This window comes from Corynebacterium sp. MSK158, from assembly GCF_030229085.1.
GTDB lineage: Bacteria > Actinomycetota > Actinomycetes > Mycobacteriales > Mycobacteriaceae > Corynebacterium.
The window spans coordinates 76,582-94,422 of sequence record NZ_JASPHJ010000006.1 but is presented as its reverse complement, the minus strand read 5'-3'; the positions used below and the strand labels follow the sequence as shown (position 1 = coordinate 94,422).

16 protein-coding genes and 1 tRNA gene are annotated in these 17,841 nt (G+C 58.0%); 9 read left to right on the top strand and 8 right to left on the bottom strand.

Annotation, left to right across the window (positions count from 1 at the left end; genetic code table 11):
* Positions 1 to 19: 19 nt before the first annotated feature.
* The 3 genes from QP915_RS06535 to bcp all read right to left on the bottom strand — a co-directional run bounded on the left by QP915_RS06535 (position 20) and on the right by bcp (position 2,180).
* Positions 20 to 1,006, bottom strand: a complete 987-nt coding sequence (locus QP915_RS06535) for an HNH endonuclease signature motif containing protein (protein WP_284768742.1) — start codon at positions 1,004 to 1,006, stop codon at positions 20 to 22.
* Positions 1,007 to 1,082: 76 nt separating this feature from the next.
* Complete coding sequence (locus QP915_RS06530; protein WP_284767081.1) at positions 1,083 to 1,709, bottom strand: TetR/AcrR family transcriptional regulator; 627 nt, start codon at positions 1,707 to 1,709, stop codon at positions 1,083 to 1,085.
* Positions 1,710 to 1,712: 3 nt separating this feature from the next.
* The gene (gene bcp / locus QP915_RS06525) at positions 1,713 to 2,180 is read right to left on the bottom strand and encodes a thioredoxin-dependent thiol peroxidase (protein ID WP_284768741.1); all 468 of its coding nucleotides are present in this window, start codon (positions 2,178 to 2,180) and stop codon (positions 1,713 to 1,715) included.
* Positions 2,181 to 2,276: 96 nt separating this feature from the next.
* Here bcp and QP915_RS06520 point away from each other — a divergent pair, with 96 nt between their 5' ends.
* The 5 genes from QP915_RS06520 (at position 2,277) to QP915_RS06500 (ending at position 6,945) form a co-directional block, all read left to right on the top strand.
* Positions 2,277 to 2,555 (top strand): DUF3618 domain-containing protein, encoded by a 279-nt coding sequence (locus tag QP915_RS06520; protein ID WP_005323988.1) that lies wholly within the window; start codon positions 2,277 to 2,279, stop codon positions 2,553 to 2,555.
* Positions 2,556 to 2,606: 51 nt separating this feature from the next.
* Positions 2,607 to 3,884, top strand: coding sequence for a glutaminase (locus QP915_RS06515; RefSeq protein WP_284768740.1), 1,278 nt, complete (start codon positions 2,607 to 2,609; stop codon positions 3,882 to 3,884).
* A 90-nt stretch (positions 3,885 to 3,974) separates the two neighbouring features.
* A complete protein-coding gene (locus QP915_RS06510) occupies positions 3,975 to 5,138 on the top strand; it encodes an ABC transporter substrate-binding protein (RefSeq protein ID WP_284768739.1) in 1,164 nt (387 codons plus the stop codon).
* Positions 5,138 to 6,193 carry a FecCD family ABC transporter permease gene (locus QP915_RS06505; RefSeq protein ID WP_284768738.1) on the top strand — a complete coding sequence of 352 codons (1,056 nt, stop codon included), beginning with the start codon at positions 5,138 to 5,140 and terminating at the stop codon, positions 6,191 to 6,193. The genes QP915_RS06510 and QP915_RS06505 overlap by 1 nt, the downstream gene beginning before the upstream one ends.
* Positions 6,184 to 6,945: an ABC transporter ATP-binding protein gene (locus QP915_RS06500; RefSeq protein WP_204611104.1), complete on the top strand. Its 762-nt coding sequence runs from the start codon at positions 6,184 to 6,186 to the stop codon at positions 6,943 to 6,945. Before QP915_RS06505 ends, QP915_RS06500 begins: the two co-directional genes overlap by 10 nt.
* Positions 6,946 to 6,996: 51 nt before the next feature.
* On the opposite strand, the gene QP915_RS06495 is transcribed toward QP915_RS06500, so the two are convergent.
* Positions 6,997 to 7,072, bottom strand: a tRNA-Lys gene (locus QP915_RS06495).
* A 212-nt stretch (positions 7,073 to 7,284) separates the two neighbouring features.
* Between QP915_RS06495 and QP915_RS06490 the strand changes: the two genes are divergently transcribed.
* Positions 7,285 to 8,523, top strand: coding sequence for a L,D-transpeptidase (locus tag QP915_RS06490; protein WP_284768737.1), 1,239 nt, complete (start codon positions 7,285 to 7,287; stop codon positions 8,521 to 8,523).
* Between the two features lie 29 nt (positions 8,524 to 8,552).
* Positions 8,553 to 9,509: an MsnO8 family LLM class oxidoreductase gene (locus tag QP915_RS06485; RefSeq protein WP_284768773.1), complete on the top strand. Its 957-nt coding sequence runs from the start codon at positions 8,553 to 8,555 to the stop codon at positions 9,507 to 9,509.
* Positions 9,510 to 9,725: 216 nt separating this feature from the next.
* On the opposite strand, the gene QP915_RS06480 is transcribed toward QP915_RS06485, so the two are convergent.
* The 4 genes from QP915_RS06480 to QP915_RS06465 all read right to left on the bottom strand — a co-directional run bounded on the left by QP915_RS06480 (position 9,726) and on the right by QP915_RS06465 (position 14,233).
* The gene (locus QP915_RS06480; protein WP_284768736.1) at positions 9,726 to 9,860 is read right to left on the bottom strand and encodes a hypothetical protein; all 135 of its coding nucleotides are present in this window, start codon (positions 9,858 to 9,860) and stop codon (positions 9,726 to 9,728) included.
* A 264-nt stretch (positions 9,861 to 10,124) separates the two neighbouring features.
* Positions 10,125 to 11,300 (bottom strand): HNH endonuclease family protein, encoded by a 1,176-nt coding sequence (locus QP915_RS06475; RefSeq protein ID WP_284768735.1) that lies wholly within the window; start codon positions 11,298 to 11,300, stop codon positions 10,125 to 10,127.
* 3 nt (positions 11,301 to 11,303) lie between these two features.
* Positions 11,304 to 12,479: an adenine-specific methyltransferase EcoRI family protein gene (locus QP915_RS06470; protein ID WP_284768734.1), complete on the bottom strand. Its 1,176-nt coding sequence runs from the start codon at positions 12,477 to 12,479 to the stop codon at positions 11,304 to 11,306.
* 788 nt (positions 12,480 to 13,267) lie between these two features.
* Positions 13,268 to 14,233 carry a tyrosine-type recombinase/integrase gene (locus tag QP915_RS06465; RefSeq protein ID WP_284768733.1) on the bottom strand — a complete coding sequence of 322 codons (966 nt, stop codon included), beginning with the start codon at positions 14,231 to 14,233 and terminating at the stop codon, positions 13,268 to 13,270.
* A 577-nt stretch (positions 14,234 to 14,810) separates the two neighbouring features.
* Between QP915_RS06465 and QP915_RS11735 the strand changes: the two genes are divergently transcribed.
* Both QP915_RS11735 and QP915_RS06460 read left to right on the top strand, forming a co-directional pair.
* Positions 14,811 to 14,996: a helix-turn-helix transcriptional regulator gene (locus tag QP915_RS11735; protein WP_027018816.1), complete on the top strand. Its 186-nt coding sequence runs from the start codon at positions 14,811 to 14,813 to the stop codon at positions 14,994 to 14,996.
* 26 nt (positions 14,997 to 15,022) lie between these two features.
* Entirely contained in the window at positions 15,023 to 17,539 is a 2,517-nt protein-coding gene (locus tag QP915_RS06460; protein ID WP_284768732.1) for a hypothetical protein, read from the top strand.
* The last annotated feature ends 302 nt before the right edge of the window (positions 17,540 to 17,841 follow it).

Below are 17,841 nucleotides of genomic sequence, written 5' to 3'. Positions count from 1 at the left end.
CTACCTCGCAGAGGCAGCGCTAACGAACCCAGCGGACCTTGCCATTGACTCGGGCAAGGCGCCCGCGCAGCGGTGGGGCATTTGGATCATCTTGGTTGACCCCGTTGTGGTAGGGGCAGCACACGGTCAGGTTTTCCATGTTGGTCAACCCACCGTGTTTCCACGCCTTGAGGTGATGGATCTGGGCCTTGTCCGCCGGATGGTTGCACGGCGGCCACGGGCAGGTGGGATTTTCGGCGGCGGCCATCTGTCGCTGTTTCTCGGTGGCGTAGCGCGATGTGCGATATAGGTTGACTGGGCCCTTGACGGGGTGGATAAGGGTGGCTAGGCCGTGCTCGGTGAAGGTGCGCTCGACGAGCTCGGCGCCGGTAATGGTGGCGCCATTGCTAAGGCGTAGCGTGACTTCGTCGCCGTCGCCGTCCAGGATTTGGTCTAGGGTGTTGAGCGGGATGATGACGTTAATGGTGGTGCGCGCGGAAGGCGCGCCGGTGCCGCGAAGAAGGTCGCGGAGGGAATCGAGTGGGCGGTCGGGGTCGAGCGCTGCGTCGAATTCAGCAAGGAAGGCCGAGGGAGCGGTAATCCGCATTGTCCACGGGCCGTTCGGCCGGCGAAGGAGCTGGACGCCTTCGCGGGGTGGCATGCGGCGCGGGCGAAGTTCGCGCAGGCGCTGCTTGGCGCGGCGGGCGATGTCAGAAGCCGGCCCACGCAGGCGGCACAGCTCCACGCGTAGGTTCCACGCCTCACGCTTAGTGCGCACCCGGGAGACGTACTTTTCAATCAGCTTGAGCGTTACGAGGTCGTGGTGTCGGGCAGCCGCGGCTGCGTGGCGTTGCTTGCGGCTGAAGCCGGTCGGGCCGAAGTAGACTGCGGCCAGCGCGCGGAGGTCGCGGGCCTCGACATCCGGCAAGCCCAGCTCGACAAGGGCGCGCTCAGACGCGCCGTGGGCCTCGGCGAGGATGTCCATCGCCGAGGCAATATGGGTGGCATAGGCCTGCGGTGCGTTCATGGTTGCAAATTTAAGCAGAGCCGGTGGGCGAGCCGAGGCGAAGACGTCCGCAGCCTGTGGATAACTTGTTTAAGCGTCAACTTCCCCAGTGAGCCGCAATGGCAAATAGATACGAAACGAGCATGCGCTTAATCTCTACGACCACGGCGTCAAAGTCGCCTGGGTCGCCCGCAGTTGCGTAATTGAGTTGCGAGACCACGCTGTGGATAAGGAAGCCGGCCAGGTCAATGCGTTCGTCATCGCTCATGGACGGCGCGAGTGGGGAGAGGATTTCTGACAAGGGGAAAAGCAGCTGCCGCTCGGTATCTGCGGCCGTCGCGCGGGTGGCGGGGGTGGATTGCACGGCATGCCACACGGCGCGCCGGGAGGGATCGTCGCGCCACATGCGCGCCAGGTGATCGATGGTTTCATCCAACACATCGGGCCATTGCACGTCCGGGGCGCGGCGGGAGAAACGCTCGATTTCGGCCCGGCTGGCGGCCGTGTCTTGGCGGTCGAGCTCGCAGACGAGCACGTATTTATTGGCAAAGTACTGATACAGCGTGCCGATGGGCACCCCGGCGCGGTGGGCGACCTCGTCGACGGTGAAGGATTCAAAGCCGACGTCGACAAGCACGGCGCGTGCGGCCTGCAGAATGCGCTCGAAGCGCTCGCGACTGCGCGCCTGCGCTGGCCGACGCCGCGGTAGCAGAATCTCTCCCACGTGCTAGCTTAGCCCCTTCATCACGCGGGCGACGTGGCCGGTGGCCTTGACGTTGTAGTGCGTTTGGCCGATGGTGCCATCCGGCTCGACCAAGAAGGTGGAGCGGATTACGCCCTGGACGACCTTGCCGTAGTTCTTCTTCTCGCCAAACGCGTCGTAGGCGGTCATGACAGACTTATCCGGATCCGAAAGCAGCGGGAAGTTCAGCTCGTGGTCCGCGCGGAACTTCGCCAGCGCCTCCGGCTTATCTGGCGAGATGCCTACGACGGCAATATTGAGATCGTTGAGCTGTTCCAGGGAATCGCGGAAATCGCAGGCTTCCTTGGTGCAGCCTGGGGTATTGGCGCGGGGGTAGAAGTAGACCAGTACGCGCTGGCCTGCGTAATCGGCGAGGGAAACGGTGTTTCCGGCGTCGTCGGCAAGCGCAAAAGCAGGGGCGGTATCTCCAACGTTCAAACGGTTTTCAGTCATGGTTCCCACCTTACTTACCGCCCGGGCTGCACGCTTTTGGGCCGGCGGGGTAGAATGACCCCGTTAAGAGCGAACCTAAGTTAAGAGGAGAACTTCGTGGCACGCAACATTGAAGACATTCAGCGCGATATCGAGCGCACCCGCCGCCAGCTGGCCGGCACTCTGGACGAGCTGGCACAGCGCAGCAAGCCGCAGAACTTTGCCAACGAGGCTAAGACCGCGGCCACCGATAAGTTGCAGGACCGCAACGTGCAGATGGCCCTGGGCGGCGTCGGCGCTGCTGTGGTTGGCCTCATTGCTTTCTCGGTCTTCCGCTCTCGCCGCCGCAAGAGCGACTTGAAGGAGCTGCAGCGCCTGCTGTCCGAGCGCCACTAATTATGGAAGTCCCCGCACACCGCGGGGACTTTTTTCGTAGGCTGGGTTGGGATGAAGACACCAATCCCTTTTTATTTGCAGGAAATCCTCACTAAGGTGCGCGATAATCGCGACGGCGCCGTGGCGGATTATATTCCGGAACTGGCCAAGGCGGAGCCCGAATACCTTGGCGCCGCGATGTGCACCACCACCGGCCACGTCTATTCCGCGGGCGATGATGAGGTGGAATTTACCCTTCAGTCCCTGTCCAAGCCTTTTGTCTACGCACTAGCGCTACAGGAGCTGGGACTATCTGCGGTGCGCGAGATTGTGGGTATGGAGCCTTCGGGCGAGGCCTTCAACGAGCTTTCGCTCAACCGAGATGACCACCGGCCGGTCAACCCGATGATTAATGCGGGCGCGATTGCGGTCACGCAGCTGATTAATGGCGTGGATTCGGAGCCTGCCGCACGCGTGGAGCGCCTACGCATCTATTTTTCGCGGCTGGCGGGACGCGATTTGCTTATCGACGACGCCATGCGGTCCTCCGAGCTGGAAGTCAGCGAACGTAACCTCTCGCTGGCGCACATGTTGCGCAATTACGACATCATCCAGGACGAGGCACATGATGCGGTGTCAACATATATTGAGCAGTGCTCGATTGTGGTGACGGTGCGGGACTTGGCCGTGATGTCGGCAACGTTGGCGAATGGTGGCGTGCAGCCGGTGACGGGCGACAAGATTTTGGATGCGGATGTGTGCCGGTTGACGCTATCGGTGATGAGCTCGGCCGGCATGTACGACGGCGCCGGCCGATGGATGGCTGAGGTGGGTATCCCGGCGAAGTCGGGTGTTTCGGGTGGCCTGCTGGGCACGCTGCCGGGCCAGTTGGGCGTGGCGACATTCTCGCCGCGGCTTAATAAAGAAGGTAACTCGGTACGCGGTGTGGATGCGTTCAAGCTGTTGTCGAAGGACATGGGCCTGCACTTGATGTCTACAGACGAGCGCTATGGCGTGAACCCGGTGCGCAAGGTGGAGCAGGATGCGGAGCTGACCGTGATCTATCTGCAGGGCTTGATTAACTTCAACGCGGCCGAGACTATCTTGTACGAGCTGATGGAGTCAGATTTTGGCGAGGGCACGGTGGTGCTCGAGCTATCACATATTACGGGCACGAACCGCATGGGTCGACGCATGCTGAAGGAGGGGCTGCGCCGAATTCGCGAGTCTGGCTTTGATATCGCCATCGTGGATCCGGATGGGGAGCTGGAAGATCGCACCATGTCGGACGGCACGGAGGTGCCGAAAGGCGAGCCGGAGGACTACACCATCAACGGCGAACCTGTTTAGGTTTGGGTTGCCTTAGTTAATCAGGTTAGGATGTCCTATGTAAGGCTCATCGCGGCTGCCGCGAGGGCATCCAACGACCAAGGACTAAAAATGGCTCATACCCCCTTCAAGGTGATGGCGGTTGTGGCGGCGTCGGCAACCGCACTCGTCGGCTGCGGCGCAGCTGAGGAAGTAACTGGCGGCTCCAGCGGCGATGCTGAGTTCTCCTTCACCGATATCACCGGCCGTGACGTGGAACTGGATAAGGCTCCCGATCGTGTGATTTTGGGGGAGGGCCGATCGCTTTTTGCTACCGGTGTACTCGACCCCGATAATCCACTGGACAAGGTCGTTGGCATCGGAACGGATCTCAAGCAGAACGTGCCGGATTACTACAAGGCGCTGGAAAAGGAACTGCCGTCCGTAAACGAGGTTCCAGAGATCGGCGGCTTTACCAAGGGTGATGTCACCGTGGAAAAACTCGTGAGCCTAGACCCGGACCTCATTGTCCTCTCGCTGGATCAATATGATGCCTCTCGCGAAGCTGGTCTGACCGACAAGATGGACCAAGCTGGCTTGAAGTATGCGGTCACCGATTTCCGCCGCGACCCGCTGGAGAATACGCCCAAGACTATGGACATCTTCGGCGAGATCTTTGGCCAAGAGGATCGCGCTGAGGAATTTAACTCGGATTGGCAAAAGACCGTGGACTTGGTGGAGGACCGCGCAGAGAAGGTAAAAGATAAACCAAAGACTTTCGTTTGGAGAGCAGCAGGTGTGTCCGATTGCTGCGGTTCCTGGAACGATTCCAATATTTCCCAGCTGGTCAACGCGGCCGGTGGCGAGAATATCGGCGATAAAGTCATTCCGGGCGAGTCTGGCACAATCACCCCGGAAAAGGTCCTGGAATCTGACCCGGATATGATCATCGCCACCGGTGGCGATTGGTCCGAGATGAAGGACGATGAAGGCCACCCTGTCGGATACGCTGCAGTGGGTTACGGCATTGATGAAAAGGAAGCCAAGGGCAGCATTGCGAAGCTTCCGGAGAAGCAAGCCGGCTTCGATAAGCTGCGGGCGGTTAAGGAGCATCACCTGCACAGCATGTGGCACCAGTTCTATGATTCGCCGTTTAATTACCTGGCGCTGCTGCAGGTGGCTGAGTGGATTGATCCAGAGGCGTATGCCGATGTGGACGTCGCCAAGCAGTGGATGGACGCGCAAGAGAAGTACTCGCCGGTCTCTGGCGAGGGAACCTTCTTTAGCACCAACTAATGGAGGGCGCAGAGGTAGCCGCGCTAGCGCGGCAGCATAAGAAGCTAACCTGGCAACGCATAGGCATCGTTGCGGGCCTGACCCTGATTGCGGCCGTCGCATTTGTCATTAGCAATTTCGTCGGTGCGATTGATATCAGCCCGGGCGAGGTAATAAAGGGCATCGTGAATCCTGCGGGTCTGGAGGACCAGACGCGCACGGTGCTGTGGCAACTGCGCCTGCCCATGGCGGTGATGGCCGTGCTCATCGGTATGGCCTTGTCCTTGTCCGGCGCGGAAATGCAGACCATCCTCAATAATCCGCTGGCCGAGCCTTTTACGCTCGGCATTTCCGCGGCCGCCGCGTTTGGCGGCGCGACCTCCATCGTGCTCAAGTGGCAGCTGATTGCGCAGCCGCAGTTCAACCTGGCGCTGGTGGCATGGCTTGCTGCCGCGGTGGCTACGGCCATCATTGTTATCGCGGCCGTCATCCGCGGCGCGAAGGCGGAGACTATGGTGCTGCTGGGCATCGGCTTGGTGTTCTTCTTCCAAGCCATGCTGGCGCTTATCCAGTACCAGTCCTCGGCCGAGGCGCTGCAGCAGATCGTCTTTTGGTCCATGGGCTCGCTTACCCGCGCCAACTGGGCGGCAAACGGCGTGCTGGCGGCCGTGCTGATTATCGCCCTGCCCATTTTGTGGGCGTTGGGTTGGCGCCTTACTGCCTTGCGGCTTGGCGACGCCCGCGCTACCGCCATGGGCATCAATACCTCCCGCCTGCGCGTTGTAGTGCTCATCGTGGTCTCGCTCGTGGCGGCGACCACCGTGGCCTTCGCGGGCATCATCGGCTTCATCGGCTTGGTGGGCCCGCACATCGCCCGCATGTTGGTGGGCGAGGACCAGCGCTACTTCTTGCCGGCCTCCATGGCGGCGGGCGCGGCCGTGATGTGTGCCGCGCATGCGGTGAGCCTGATGATCAAGCCGGGCTTGGCTATTCCCATTGGCATTGTTACCTCGCTTTTGGGCGTGCCATTCTTCATTGCCATTGTCATGACCCGAAGGAGGGCACTGTGGACGTAGAACTGACTATTTCCGGGCTGAGTGCGGCCTATGGCAAGCACCGCGTATTGGAGTCCGTGGATGTGGAAAAACTCCACGGCGGGCAGTTGGTGGGCCTGTTGGGGCCGAATGCTTCCGGCAAGACCACGCTTATCAAGTCCCTGGCCGGTGTGCACCGCGGTTGCGATGGCGAGGTGGATTTCCGCGTCGATGGCACGGCTCCGCGCGGCAAGCGCCGCCGGCAGCTTATCGGCTACGTGCCGCAGGATCTCACGAGCACGGCCGCTTTGCGCGCCTTTGAGGCCGTGCTGATCTCTGCGCGCCGTGAAGCCTGCGAGGACCCGATTACGCGCACCGGTGAGGTGCTGCACTCGCTGGGGCTGGACGCAATTGCCTCTCGCTACCTCAACGAGCTTTCCGGCGGCCAGCGCCAGCTGGTGGCGGTGGCGCAGATGTTGGTGGGCAACCCAGGCCTGATGCTTCTCGACGAACCCACGTCCGCCCTCGACCTGCACCACCAGATCTTTGTATTGGATGAGGTGCGTGCCAAGGCGAAGCGCGACGGCAGCCTAGGCCTTGTGGCCATCCACGACATCAACCTGGCTGCGCGCATGTGCGATCAGCTGGTGGTGCTTAAGAAGGGCCATATTCGCGCTCAGGGCGCGCCTTCAGACGTTCTCACGGGGGAGCTCGTGGAAGGCGTGTATGGGGTAGAGGCGGACGTCGTCCAGCATGGCGGCGCTCCACTCATTGCCCCGCTGCGGGTGAGATAACAAAAAGGCCGGGCGATTGCCCGGCCTAATTTTTTAGTTTAAATTTTTAAGTGGTGCGCCATCAGGGAATCGAACCCCGAACCCACTGATTAAGAGTCAGTTGCTCTGCCAATTGAGCTAATGGCGCATTGTTGACTTCCTGCCGTGCGGCTCTCTGTGCAACGAGTAGATACTCTAGCAGCCATTCTTGAAAAGTGTAAAATCGCCTGGTTATGGCGGGTTTTTAGGGGTCTATAACGAATTGGTTAATGCCTGAAGTGGCTTCTGGTAATTGCTGGAGCGAGACGCTAATCTAAGTTGGTCTTTGAAAGCAGCAATTACGTGTCTAAGGGCAACTCAGTGAAACATTCCCTCCCTATTGCGCGCCGCCTCATCGCGGCCGCGGGCGTTGCGTGCATTTCCCTAGCCGCCGCCTCCTGCTCCTCTGATTCCTCTGCCGAGAATCAGGCCGCCGACCAAGAATCTACCGCCGCCGCAAACGCGGGCGGGGAGAAAGACAGCGGCAAAAGGGGCAAAGAGTCTGACAAGAAAAAGGGCGGCCTCTCGGCTTCCGTGAAGGACGGGGCACAGAATGTGGATCCGTCTAAGCCTGTGACCGTGGAGACCACCGGCAAGCTCAAGAGCGTCACCATGACCAATGAAATGGGCGTGGAAGTCAAAGAAAAGCTCTCCAAGGATGCCAAGACGTGGTCTACCGCGGAGGACTTGGGCTATAACCACACCTATTCCATCGTGGCCTCCGATGTGGATGGCAACAAGAAGAACCTCAGCTTTTCCACCCCGCAAGCAGCGGGCGTTGCCGAGGTCTCGCTTAGCCCAATCCCGGATTCTGAGGTCGGCGTAGGCCAGGTCATTGGTGTGAATTTTGGTGTGCCGATTACGGACCGCAAGGCGGCCGAGAAGACCATTACTGTGACCACCAACCCTGAGGTTAAGGGCGCTTTCTACTGGGTCAACAACCAGGAGGTGCGCTGGCGTCCAAAGGAATACTGGGAGCCTGGCACCAAGGTTGAGGTGAAGGTAGACCAGTACGGCAAGGACCTAGGCGGCGGAATCTATGGCGGCGAGAACGCCAAGACCAATTTCACCATCGGTGACCGCACAGTGGCGATTATCGATAACGCCACCAAGACCATGAAGGTCTTCAAAAATAAGAAGTTCTTGCGCGCCATCCCGGTCTCGCTCGGCCGCGATTATCAGTACGATACGCCAAACGGGCGCTACATCATTGGCGATGAGCACCCGCAGCTGCTGATGGACTCCGAGACCTTCGGCCTTTCCCACTCCGCGGGTGGCTACCGCACGATGGTGGACTGGGCTACCCAGATGTCCTATTCCGGCATCTATGTTCACTCCGCTCCGTGGTCCGTATGGGCGCAGGGCAATACCAATACCTCGCACGGCTGCATTAACGTGACGCCGGAGGCTGCCCAGTGGTTCCAGGAGACGATGAAGCGCGGCGACGTGGTGCGCGTGTTCAATACCTACGGTGAAACGCTTAATGCGATGGATGGCCTAGGTGACTGGAATATGTCCTGGGACGAGTGGTCCAAGGGCAACGCGGACGCCAATCAGTAGCGCCCACGAGCGGCGCGGGCGATGAGCGCATGGCTACAGTGGTGGCCATGCGCTTTTCTGTTTTAGACCGCGGGGCGGCCGGGCCGTTGGACCAGGTGGCTGAGCACGCCCGGCACGTGGAGGCGCTTGGTTTCCGGCGATTTCTCGTGGCCGAGCACCACGGCGTGCCAGGCATTCCGGCGGGCCAGCCGGGCATATTGGCGGCCCACGTGGCGGCGTGCACGCAGCGCATTCGGGTAGGCACGGCCGGCGTCATGCTGTTGAATCATCCGCCGTTTCTGGTGGCCGAGCAGATTAATCTTCTCGAGGCGCTGTATCCCGGGCGAATCGATATTGGAATTGGTTCCTCTGTCGGCTTTACCGGCCCGGTGCGGCGGGCACTGCGCCAGGGCGAACCGGCTGAAGTGAAGCAGCGCTTTGAGGCGGAGCTGGCGACGCTGCTGCGCTACCTGCGCGGCGAGGAGGCGGTGACGGTGCGGCCGGAGTATGCGGGCACTCCGATCTACGTGTTGGCGGGCTTTCGCTCAGCCATGGTTGCGGCCAAGATGGGGCTCGGCGTCATCTTGGGTGGTCCGGTGGCCACGCAGGAGGCGGCCGCGCGGGTGTATCGGCAGCATGCGCTTGCCGACGCCCCACCTATCATTTCCTCGCTCAATATCGCCGTTGCCGATACGTCCGCGGCCGCCCGTGATCTGTTGTTACCGGAGGCCTATGCCAAGGTACTCGCGCAATCCACCGGCGAGTTCGGGGCCCTGCGGCCTGTGGGAGAGCTGGACATGGATGCGCTGACGGGGCAGCAGCGCCGGCGCATTGAGGAAGCGCTGGCCCATGACGTGTGGGGAACGGTGGAGGAAGTGGGGGAGGAACTAAGGGGCGTCGGCAAGCGGCTGGGCGTGAGCGAGTTTGTAGTGACCGGAGACATGCCAGATGTGGCTGGTCGGGCGCGCTCGGAGGAGCTGCTGGCGAGCCTGCAGGCGGAAAACTGAAAAAGCCCGAGCGCAAGGCTCGGGCACTTGGGGTGGCTGACGGGACTCGAACCCGCGACACCCAGGGTCTTGATGGACAACTTCAGTACCAGTACGTATATGTACGTAGGTAGTGGTCAGCGATGTTTTATTTACTGTGGTCTACTGTCGGTTACGTGCTGTTACTGATTCGCTTAACGTACTTTTTAACGTACTGCTACGTACGTCTACTGAGCGCTACGAACGTGCTTGCGCGGTCGCTCGAATGAGTGCTTCGACGTTGGCGCGGTCGTTGTAGTACTCGTCTGCGATCTGCTCGGTGTGGCCGAAAATGTCTGCCCGTGTCCTCGCGTCCATCACGTCGGCGTACACGCCGTGCAGTGTGGCGCGCCATGAGTGGCTGCGAAGGTCGCGAAGAATCTCGACACCCGTCTCGTCCGCGATTTGTTTGTACAGCTCCGGTACCTTGTCGTCGGCGTTGGTAGTCCTGGGTTCGGCCCCGGCTCTGCCGGGTGGCGTGCGGCGTGCTGTGGCGCGTACACGAACACACAAGCGTCGCTAGTGCTTACCGGGTCTCTGCTTGTAGCAAGCTGGCACTAGCGACGCGGTCTCGTGGGTGGAGTGAGATCCCGCTTCTTAAGCGTTGCCCTTAGCACGGTTGTGAGATTTGCAGAGCAGCTCGCAGTTGCTCTCCTCAGTTGAGCCACCCTTGGACCACGCGGTGACGTGATCGGCGTCCATCTCCTTGAGCGCCCAGATCTTTGCTTTCTTCTCGTCGTGACCGATAGCGCAATAGGAGCAGTTGGAGATGCCCTGCTGTTTTGCAGCGTCTGTCTGGCGCTTGTAGACACGCTTCTTCACCGCCTCGGTAAAGACTCGCACGTTCAGCAGCTTCGTGTCTGTCTTACCACCAAGCAGGTACTCGTAGATACCCTTCTTGGACTGAATCTGCGGGTCAGACAGCAATTCCTTTGCGGTAGCCGTCATATCAGTAGTGTTGTAGCCCTTGCTGCTGTAGCGCTCATACAGCGTGTTCCACGCGATACCTCGCATGGACGTGTCTGTCATCTTGAACACACTTGCTGCCCAGTCGATAACAGCCGTGAAGTAAGTCTGTAGTTCGTTGCAGTTATCGTCTTCACGGTGCTTTGCCATGTAACTGTCGATGGTGGTGCCTTTACGCTGAGCGACCCAGTCCAGCGCTACTTCAAGCACCTCCTGGCGGGCTGGGTCACCCTTAACGAAGTTCGACCACTTGGACATGACGGCAGAGCCGGAGTTGGAGAAGACCTTCTTAGCAGCATCGACGAACGGGCCTGAGTACACGGCGTTACGTAGCTCCTGGGCTGTAAGCGGCACACCGACGATGTTGATCGTCTTGAACCACTCCTTGATCTCGGCCTCGGTGCCGTAGCAGTCGTAAATCAGCAGCTCAATCTCAAGAATCTGCTCTTGCTGGTGCTTGCTTAAGGACGAGAAATACTGCTCGTTGCCGTCAGTGTCTTTGACTACGAATAAGTCCTTGCAGAAGCGACCGATGGACGTAATGCGCTGTTGCCCGTCAAGGATCTCGAATTTGTCTTCACCCTGCTTGGGCTGGTTGAAGTAAATTAGCCCCAGCGGATAGCCCTTGAGCAGTGAGTCAATGACGGCAACATCTTTCTTGCCGTCGTTGTAGATGTAGTTGCGCTGGTACTCAGGCTGGATGGTAAGGCTGCCAGCCAAACCGTACAGGCCCTTGCCTTCGAGTTCGTTGTAGTGGAATCCGTCAACAATGTCACGGATCTTGCGGGGGTTGAGACGTGCTTCCATGACTTAAGACTCCTTGGTCTCGGGGTGGCGGTGGCGGACGATGAGCCTGAAATACAGGCGGCGGAGAGTCGATTCGCCTTCTCGTATATAAAACGCTAGACCTCCTTGTTGAAATAGGTCCCCCGGTTTAGCGACCTCCTTCATAGGTGTTGCATCGAACAAGCTGGCCCCTAGAATCTCAAATTGTTCGGGGTTGTATTTATCAAGGAAGGAAATTGGGACCCCCATGGCTCCTTCGTAATCGCTAGGTATTCCCTTAGTTTCTGGTACTTCAATCGCGTCGTAGTTCTCGTATTTGGCATAGGCGATCTCGCGAACACGCTTTGACCCGTAAATAAGGTTGTCTTCCATCTTCATCAGAACCAGTGGCTCATGACGGCGACCATGCTCGATGTTGGTGAACCAACATGAGTTACCCAAACGGGTGTATGTCGTCGTTTCTGTACTTGGGTAGCCGAGTCGCGCCGCCTTTGCCTTGTCGGATTCTTTAACTACTTCACCCTGTGGCACACGGAAAACCATGTCGGTGGTGTTGCCGGTTGCGCCGAGCCACAATCGGTTTTCCTTGATAAGTGGGAACACTTCTTTGTACGTGATCGCATTACTATTCCCGATAACGGAGAACTGGACGTCACCTTCAATCAACCAAGCGAGGAATTCGCGGAAGAGCGAGAACGGTGGGTTAGTAACGACAATGTCTGCCTCATCGCGGAGTTTCGTGACCTCCTCAGAACGGAAGTCGCCGTCGCCCTCAAGGTAATCCCACTTGAGATCTTCCTTGTTCAGTTTGCCGTCCTCGTTGAGATCTGTCCCCTGCTCAAGGACGTAAATGCGGCCTCTGTGCCAGGTGTCATCTTCGTTGAACTTCTCGTCCCGGTCTTCGCCTAATGCAAAGTCCAACAGCATCTGGCCTTTCTCAGTCACTGCTGGGTTTGACGCTGGTGCGTAGGAGGTTGAGATTAGCTTCTTCAAGCCGAATTTTTCAAAGTTCAGTGCAAAGTACTTGGTGAAGTTACTTGCTCCAGGATCGTCACACGGTAGTAGCACTGTCTTACCTCTGAACACATCAGGGTCGTATTCGAGATACGCCTGCATCTCGTTTTCAATGTCATTCCACTGTGTGTAGAACTCATCATTTTTCGCTGCCTTGGCTGCGCCTAAGTTGGCATTACCCGCCATCGCCTAAATCACCTTGCTCGTTGATTCGGTCTTCATCCTAAAAAATGCGCGAGATTCTTGCCTGAAAAACAGGCATCCGGGTAACTCGCGCTTGAATACAATCCTAGCGAAGTGGTGACGGTTTTCTAAGTTCGTTCGCGGTGGAATCTCCGAAAAAACGTGCGCCGTTTTGCTGATGCGTCATACTCCTACACACTGCAAGATTTAACGCCTAAAGCGACTTCTACACTTTTCGCCGTGACATAGACAAGTCCCCTACCAGCGTTTCCGCTGGTAGGGGACTCAAAGTGGTAGCGGGGGCTGGATTCGAACCAACGACCTCTGGGTTATCGGATCACATTCGTGCCTATCAGGGGTTATCGGCAGGTATGTGCGGCCTCGTGTCAATCCGGTGCGTAATCCGCACGGTCGCGATCAGAAGTTGCGTACTGTTGGTGAGAACCGGCGCCGCCTCAATGCGCAGCGTCGCGCCACGGCGCGGCGGAGACAACAGCGGTAACAGCATCAGGCTGACACGCCAGATTTCTAGAATCTTTAACGTACCCGGCGATTAAAGCAATGTACCCCGTAACCTGTTCATGCAGGTCACGGGGTATCTTCGGGGTGGCTGACGGGGCTCGAACCCGCGACACCTAGGGTCTTGACGCATAACTTCAGTACCTGTACGTATTGGAAAGTAGTAGCAGGTCTCAATCGTTTTTCGTACGGCTATGTACGTGTTGCTACGTACTATTACTGAGGGTTTAAACGTACTTTTTTAGCGTACTTCTACGTACGTCTACTGAGCGCTACGACCTCGCTTGTGCGGTCGCGCGGATCAGTGCTTCCACGTTGGCCCGGTCGTTGTAATACTCGTCCGCGACTTGCTCCGTGTGACCGAAAATGTCCGCCCGTGTCCTAGCGTCCATTACGTCCGCGTACACACCGTGTAGCGTCGCTCTCCATGAATGACTGCGCAGGTCTACAAGGATCGTCACGCCCGTCTCGTCGGCTATCTGACGATACAGCTCCGGTACCTTGTCGTCGGCGTTGGTCGCGTCCCACGGCTTCGCCGTCGTTGTTGGTGACCCCACTACGTACCGCTCGTCGTCTTCGCGATGCTGTCTCAAGTAGTCCGTCACGTCGGCTCTCAGGATAGGGATATAGCGCCCTTTTTCTTTGCCCTGACGCCCCTTAACAATGTCGCGCGTCGCGTTGATGATGACGTTCTCGCTGTCGTCTTCGACGTGCTTCCACCGCAGCCGGTTAGCTTCGGAGATGCGCAGGCCGGTAACTGCTTGTAGCAGTGTTAGCCGTGTGATACGCGCATGCGCGTTCATCGTTGATTGTCGCGCACCGCCCTTCTTTGGCTCGATCAGCGGTCCCGAAACGTCACGCGCTAGTAAGTGCTGTACAACCGCGTCGTATTCACCGTTAGTGAGTGTTCTACGACCACCTTCTCCGGCCTTCCCCTGTGCTCGGATGTCGAGCCTTGCCCCGCGTATGGGGTTGCCTGAAATGACTCCGTCGCGGACCAGCGCGTCGGCAATGTAGGTAGAAAGTATGGTTCTCGCACTCGATACGCTGCCCGGATGTGTGCGCGCGATCGCTTGTAGTGTGCGCTCTAACACCCTGAACTGCATCGCGTCAAAAACGCTGTAGCCCTTGAGTTCAGCCGCGACCAGGTTGAGCGATGCGAGATAACGCCGTTTTGATAGGTCTTTGAGCTGCGACGACTCTTCGATTTTCGGCCGTGTGACTTTCTCGATGTACACGTTCATCGGTGTACGCGGTGTCCACTCTGTTGAGGTTGTAGACAACAGCTCGTCGGCTTTGCGCCGTGCGCGTGCGCGTACTTCGCCTTTCGTCTTTGCCTTCGACCGTCGTTGTATGATCCTGCCGTCGTGTAATCGGACTGACCAGTCCAGCTGGTATCCGGTTTTCGTCTTTCTCGGTGTGGCTCGGTCGATCGATGTATGCCCCGGTTCGATCCGGGTTTTCGCTGTAGTGCTCATACCCTTTAACGTACTTTATGATCCGGGTTGGAAGGTACTTGCATCGTAAAGGTAAGTGCGTTACAGTAGGCACTGCGCATAAGTTCTTGTTTTTGCTAGAGAACTTTCTAAGACGCTAAGAAACTAAATCGTACACATGCCGGTAACATCCGGAGATGTCGCTCATCGCGCCCCTAAGCAAGGTAATCTCGTGTACGAGGCTGACAGGAACTTAGTGGTAGTGGGTCGCACCCACGTAAAGCAATTTTTGAGCACGGGAACCGTAGACCGCCACACATAGAAACCGGGAAGGCGTTACCTCCTGCCGGATAGCTTTGCTATCCCCAGGAGATTTTTTATGTCCCCGGCTTTTCTGAAAACTACAGAAGCTGCTGTCTATCTCGGTCTGTCGCGCCGAACGCTCGAACATTGGCGCTACCAGGGTGAAGGCCCTCGCTACTCTCGTCTCGGTCGATCTGTCGTGTACGCGGTCACCGACCTCGACGATTTCACCCGCGCTCGCGCTGTCGGCGGTGGTGCATAATGCAAAAGGGAACGGCCCCCACCGCTGTGAACCGTGAGAGCTGGAGCGTAGATGCTTCAGTTGTCAATGTATCACCGGAGATTCGTGAACGTTACGAACAAATCGAAAATGATGCTGTCGGTTGGGACATCCGGTTGGTCGATTTCCAGTCGGACCAGCGTGGAAAATTGACCGATTTAGCCGTCGTTTTACACCGCGTAAATGCCTGGCGCGTGGATGAAAATGACCCGGATCTCATCATCAAACAAATGAATGATGATGAAGATCATTCGAACATCGAGGATAAAACTGCAGGTCAAACCATTCGAACGCGATCAGGCCAAAATATCCTACGAGGCTGCAGTTTGGCCTGGCCGGATGGCCAGGTCCAAAATGGTACCGGTTCAACTGACGTCGCTGACGATTTCGCGAGTGTTGACTTTGGCTCTCTAGCTAGCGTCCGCGCGATGGGTAGTGGTGAAAAGCGTCTCGTCATCGGTTTCGATACCGAATTCGTCAGCTACGACGACGAGGGTCGTCGTGATATCGTGAGCTACCAATTCAGTTGGATTGATCCGCTCGACGGTACGGAACATGAAGTCGTGATTATGCCCCTTGAGGGACAGCGGCTTCTTGCTGATAGCTGCTTTTACGCGATCTCTCTGCTTGGGAAACTCGAGCGCTACGCCAACGGTTTTAAAGATGTTGGTGAAATTGGTACCTCGGACATGGACCCGCGCGGGATTCTGCGGTCTGAGCTTGGTAAGGATCGTCTACGGGATTCGTTGTTCAAGCGTGCTTCGATTCGTATCGTGCTTGCCGGTCATTTTCTGAACGTCGATGCGACCGCTTTCCGTCGTCCAAAACGTCGGTGCGATGACATCTTGCATGAACTTACATCCGCTGGTGGCGGGCTTGTGAGCCTGCGGCCGGTCCGTGTCGTTCGTACCTCAGGGTTTGGATCGTTCCGGCGTCTTCTTCCCTTCAGTGTTGTCTTCCGTGACACTCGCAATCAGGCGTCTCCAGAACATAAGAGTTTGGAAGCGCTCGGTGATGCGTGTGGTGTTGAAAAGCTCGACGTTGGCGCTGCCATTGAGGACATGGAAGCGCTGTCACGCGAGGATCTGCCGCGGTTGCTCGACTACGCAGCGAACGATGCGCGAATTGTGGTCCACTACCTAGGCACCGTCTGGGGCTACAACACAACCCCGCCGGTCACCATCTCGTCTGGTGGTGCGCGGGCGCTCAAGTCTGGGATTTTGAAGTTTTGGCGGGAAGAGGGGTTTATCGATTCTGGAGATATTGGTAATGCTCTTGTCGATTCTGGTAAACCGAGCAACGCGATTTTCCGTCGGATGTTCCAAGGACTCAAGACTCGCGGTGTTGAGTTGGAATCTGACCGTGACTCGCTTGAGTACTACGCAGTTCGTGGCCTGGGGCCGGTTGACGGCGACGCGTGTGTATCTCACGCCTTGTGGGCCGACGCATTCGCTGGTGGCTACAACACTTGTCCGTCCCCGGGTGTGCATGCCTACCCTACGTACGACTGGGATCTGCAGTCTGCTTATCCCACTGCGATGGCCAGTATCTATGACCCTGATTACACCGATGGTGGTGTGATCAAGGAACACATCGACAAGCGTGAACTGACTCTCGATGATTTTCCGCTCGGGTATCTCACGCCTTTCGTTGGACATGTTTCGTGGGTCTTCCCCGACGATGTCGAAACTCCCTGCTTGCCGGTGCGGCGTGGTAACTCTCTGATCTTTCCTCAGACCTCATACGGCTGCGGCTTTGGCGAGGACGAGCGTCTCGACGAAGATGGTCTGGACCGTGAGGGTCGGGACCTTGGCGGACGGGATTACACCCGCGAACAGCTCGATGAGATCGCTGCGCGTGTCAACGGTGAGATCGGTGGTGTCTTTCACGGGTCTACCTGCGCCGGCCCCGAGGTCTACCTCGCGTTGAAGCTTGGCGCTCGCGTCTTTTGCCAGACTGGCATCACGCTCAAGCTTCTCACCCGCGAGGTAGATGGTGAGGTTGTGCGCTCCCGGTCTCTGCGTCCTGCGCTTCGTCAGATGGTTCTCGACCGTGCTGTAGCGAAGGAGACCTACGGGAAAAAGTCTCTTCAGGAGCTGACAATCAAGGTTGCGACCAATTCGTGCTACGGCAAGCTAGCTCAAGACGTCGTTGACCAGAACGGTTGGAATGCCTACGCCGAAGAGATGGAGAACATCGGTGGTTCTGCCGTAACTTCTCCCTACCACGCGGCTATGACGACGTCGTTGGTGCGTGCCGCGCTTACGGCTGTCTCTAACCAGACCTCTATTCTGAGTGCAACCACCGACGGTGTGATCACTGCCGATGATGATCTTGAAAGGCACGACCTTTTCGGTCTTGCTGAGATTCTCCGTGAGTCGCGTCTTGCGCTCGCGGACGACGATTCGATCTGGGAAGTGAAGCATCAGCAGTCTGACTTGGTGAACCTTTCTACCCGTGCGAACGTCTCGCGTGAGGACGGCGGTGTGCTGGCGAAGGGTGGTGTGCGAACCCCAAAAGTGTAAAGCGCGGCACTGTTGAGGAGCGGGAGTATTTCCGTAACCTCGCTCTGTCGCGCACCGGGAAAATCCCCAACCCCTACTCGACGTTCCCATCGTTCAAGTATCTGTCACGTTCTGAGAACCGCCTCGACTGTGTACTGGTCGCGCACGAGCCTGAGCTATCCACGCTTGACTACGACCTCAAGCGTGAGCCTGTCCCTGAGACGTTCGAGTCCTCGTTCGTTGATGGGAACGAGCTCTGCGGGTTTGCAACCCGCCCCTGGTTGAGCGTGTTGCACTACGACAAAGCTCGCAGCATTGCCCGG

Bases quoted from the DNA above. Each gene is read 5' to 3' on its own strand.
- QP915_RS06470 (WP_284768734.1), bottom strand. From the start codon at position 12,479: ATGGCGGGTAATGCCAACTTAGGCGCAGCCAAGGCAGCGAAAAATGAT.
- QP915_RS06535 (WP_284768742.1), bottom strand. From the start codon at position 1,006: ATGAACGCACCGCAGGCCTATGCCACCCATATTGCCTCGGCGATGGAC.
- QP915_RS06515 (WP_284768740.1), top strand. From the start codon at position 2,607: ATGAAGACACCAATCCCTTTTTATTTGCAGGAAATCCTCACTAAGGTG.
- QP915_RS06505 (WP_284768738.1), top strand. From the start codon at position 5,138: ATGGAGGGCGCAGAGGTAGCCGCGCTAGCGCGGCAGCATAAGAAGCTA.
- QP915_RS06485 (WP_284768773.1), top strand. From the start codon at position 8,553: ATGGCTACAGTGGTGGCCATGCGCTTTTCTGTTTTAGACCGCGGGGCG.
- QP915_RS06475 (WP_284768735.1), bottom strand. From the start codon at position 11,300: ATGGAAGCACGTCTCAACCCCCGCAAGATCCGTGACATTGTTGACGGA.
- QP915_RS06510 (WP_284768739.1), top strand. From the start codon at position 3,975: ATGGCTCATACCCCCTTCAAGGTGATGGCGGTTGTGGCGGCGTCGGCA.
- bcp (WP_284768741.1), bottom strand. From the start codon at position 2,180: ATGACTGAAAACCGTTTGAACGTTGGAGATACCGCCCCTGCTTTTGCG.
- QP915_RS11735 (WP_027018816.1), top strand. From the start codon at position 14,811: ATGTCCCCGGCTTTTCTGAAAACTACAGAAGCTGCTGTCTATCTCGGT.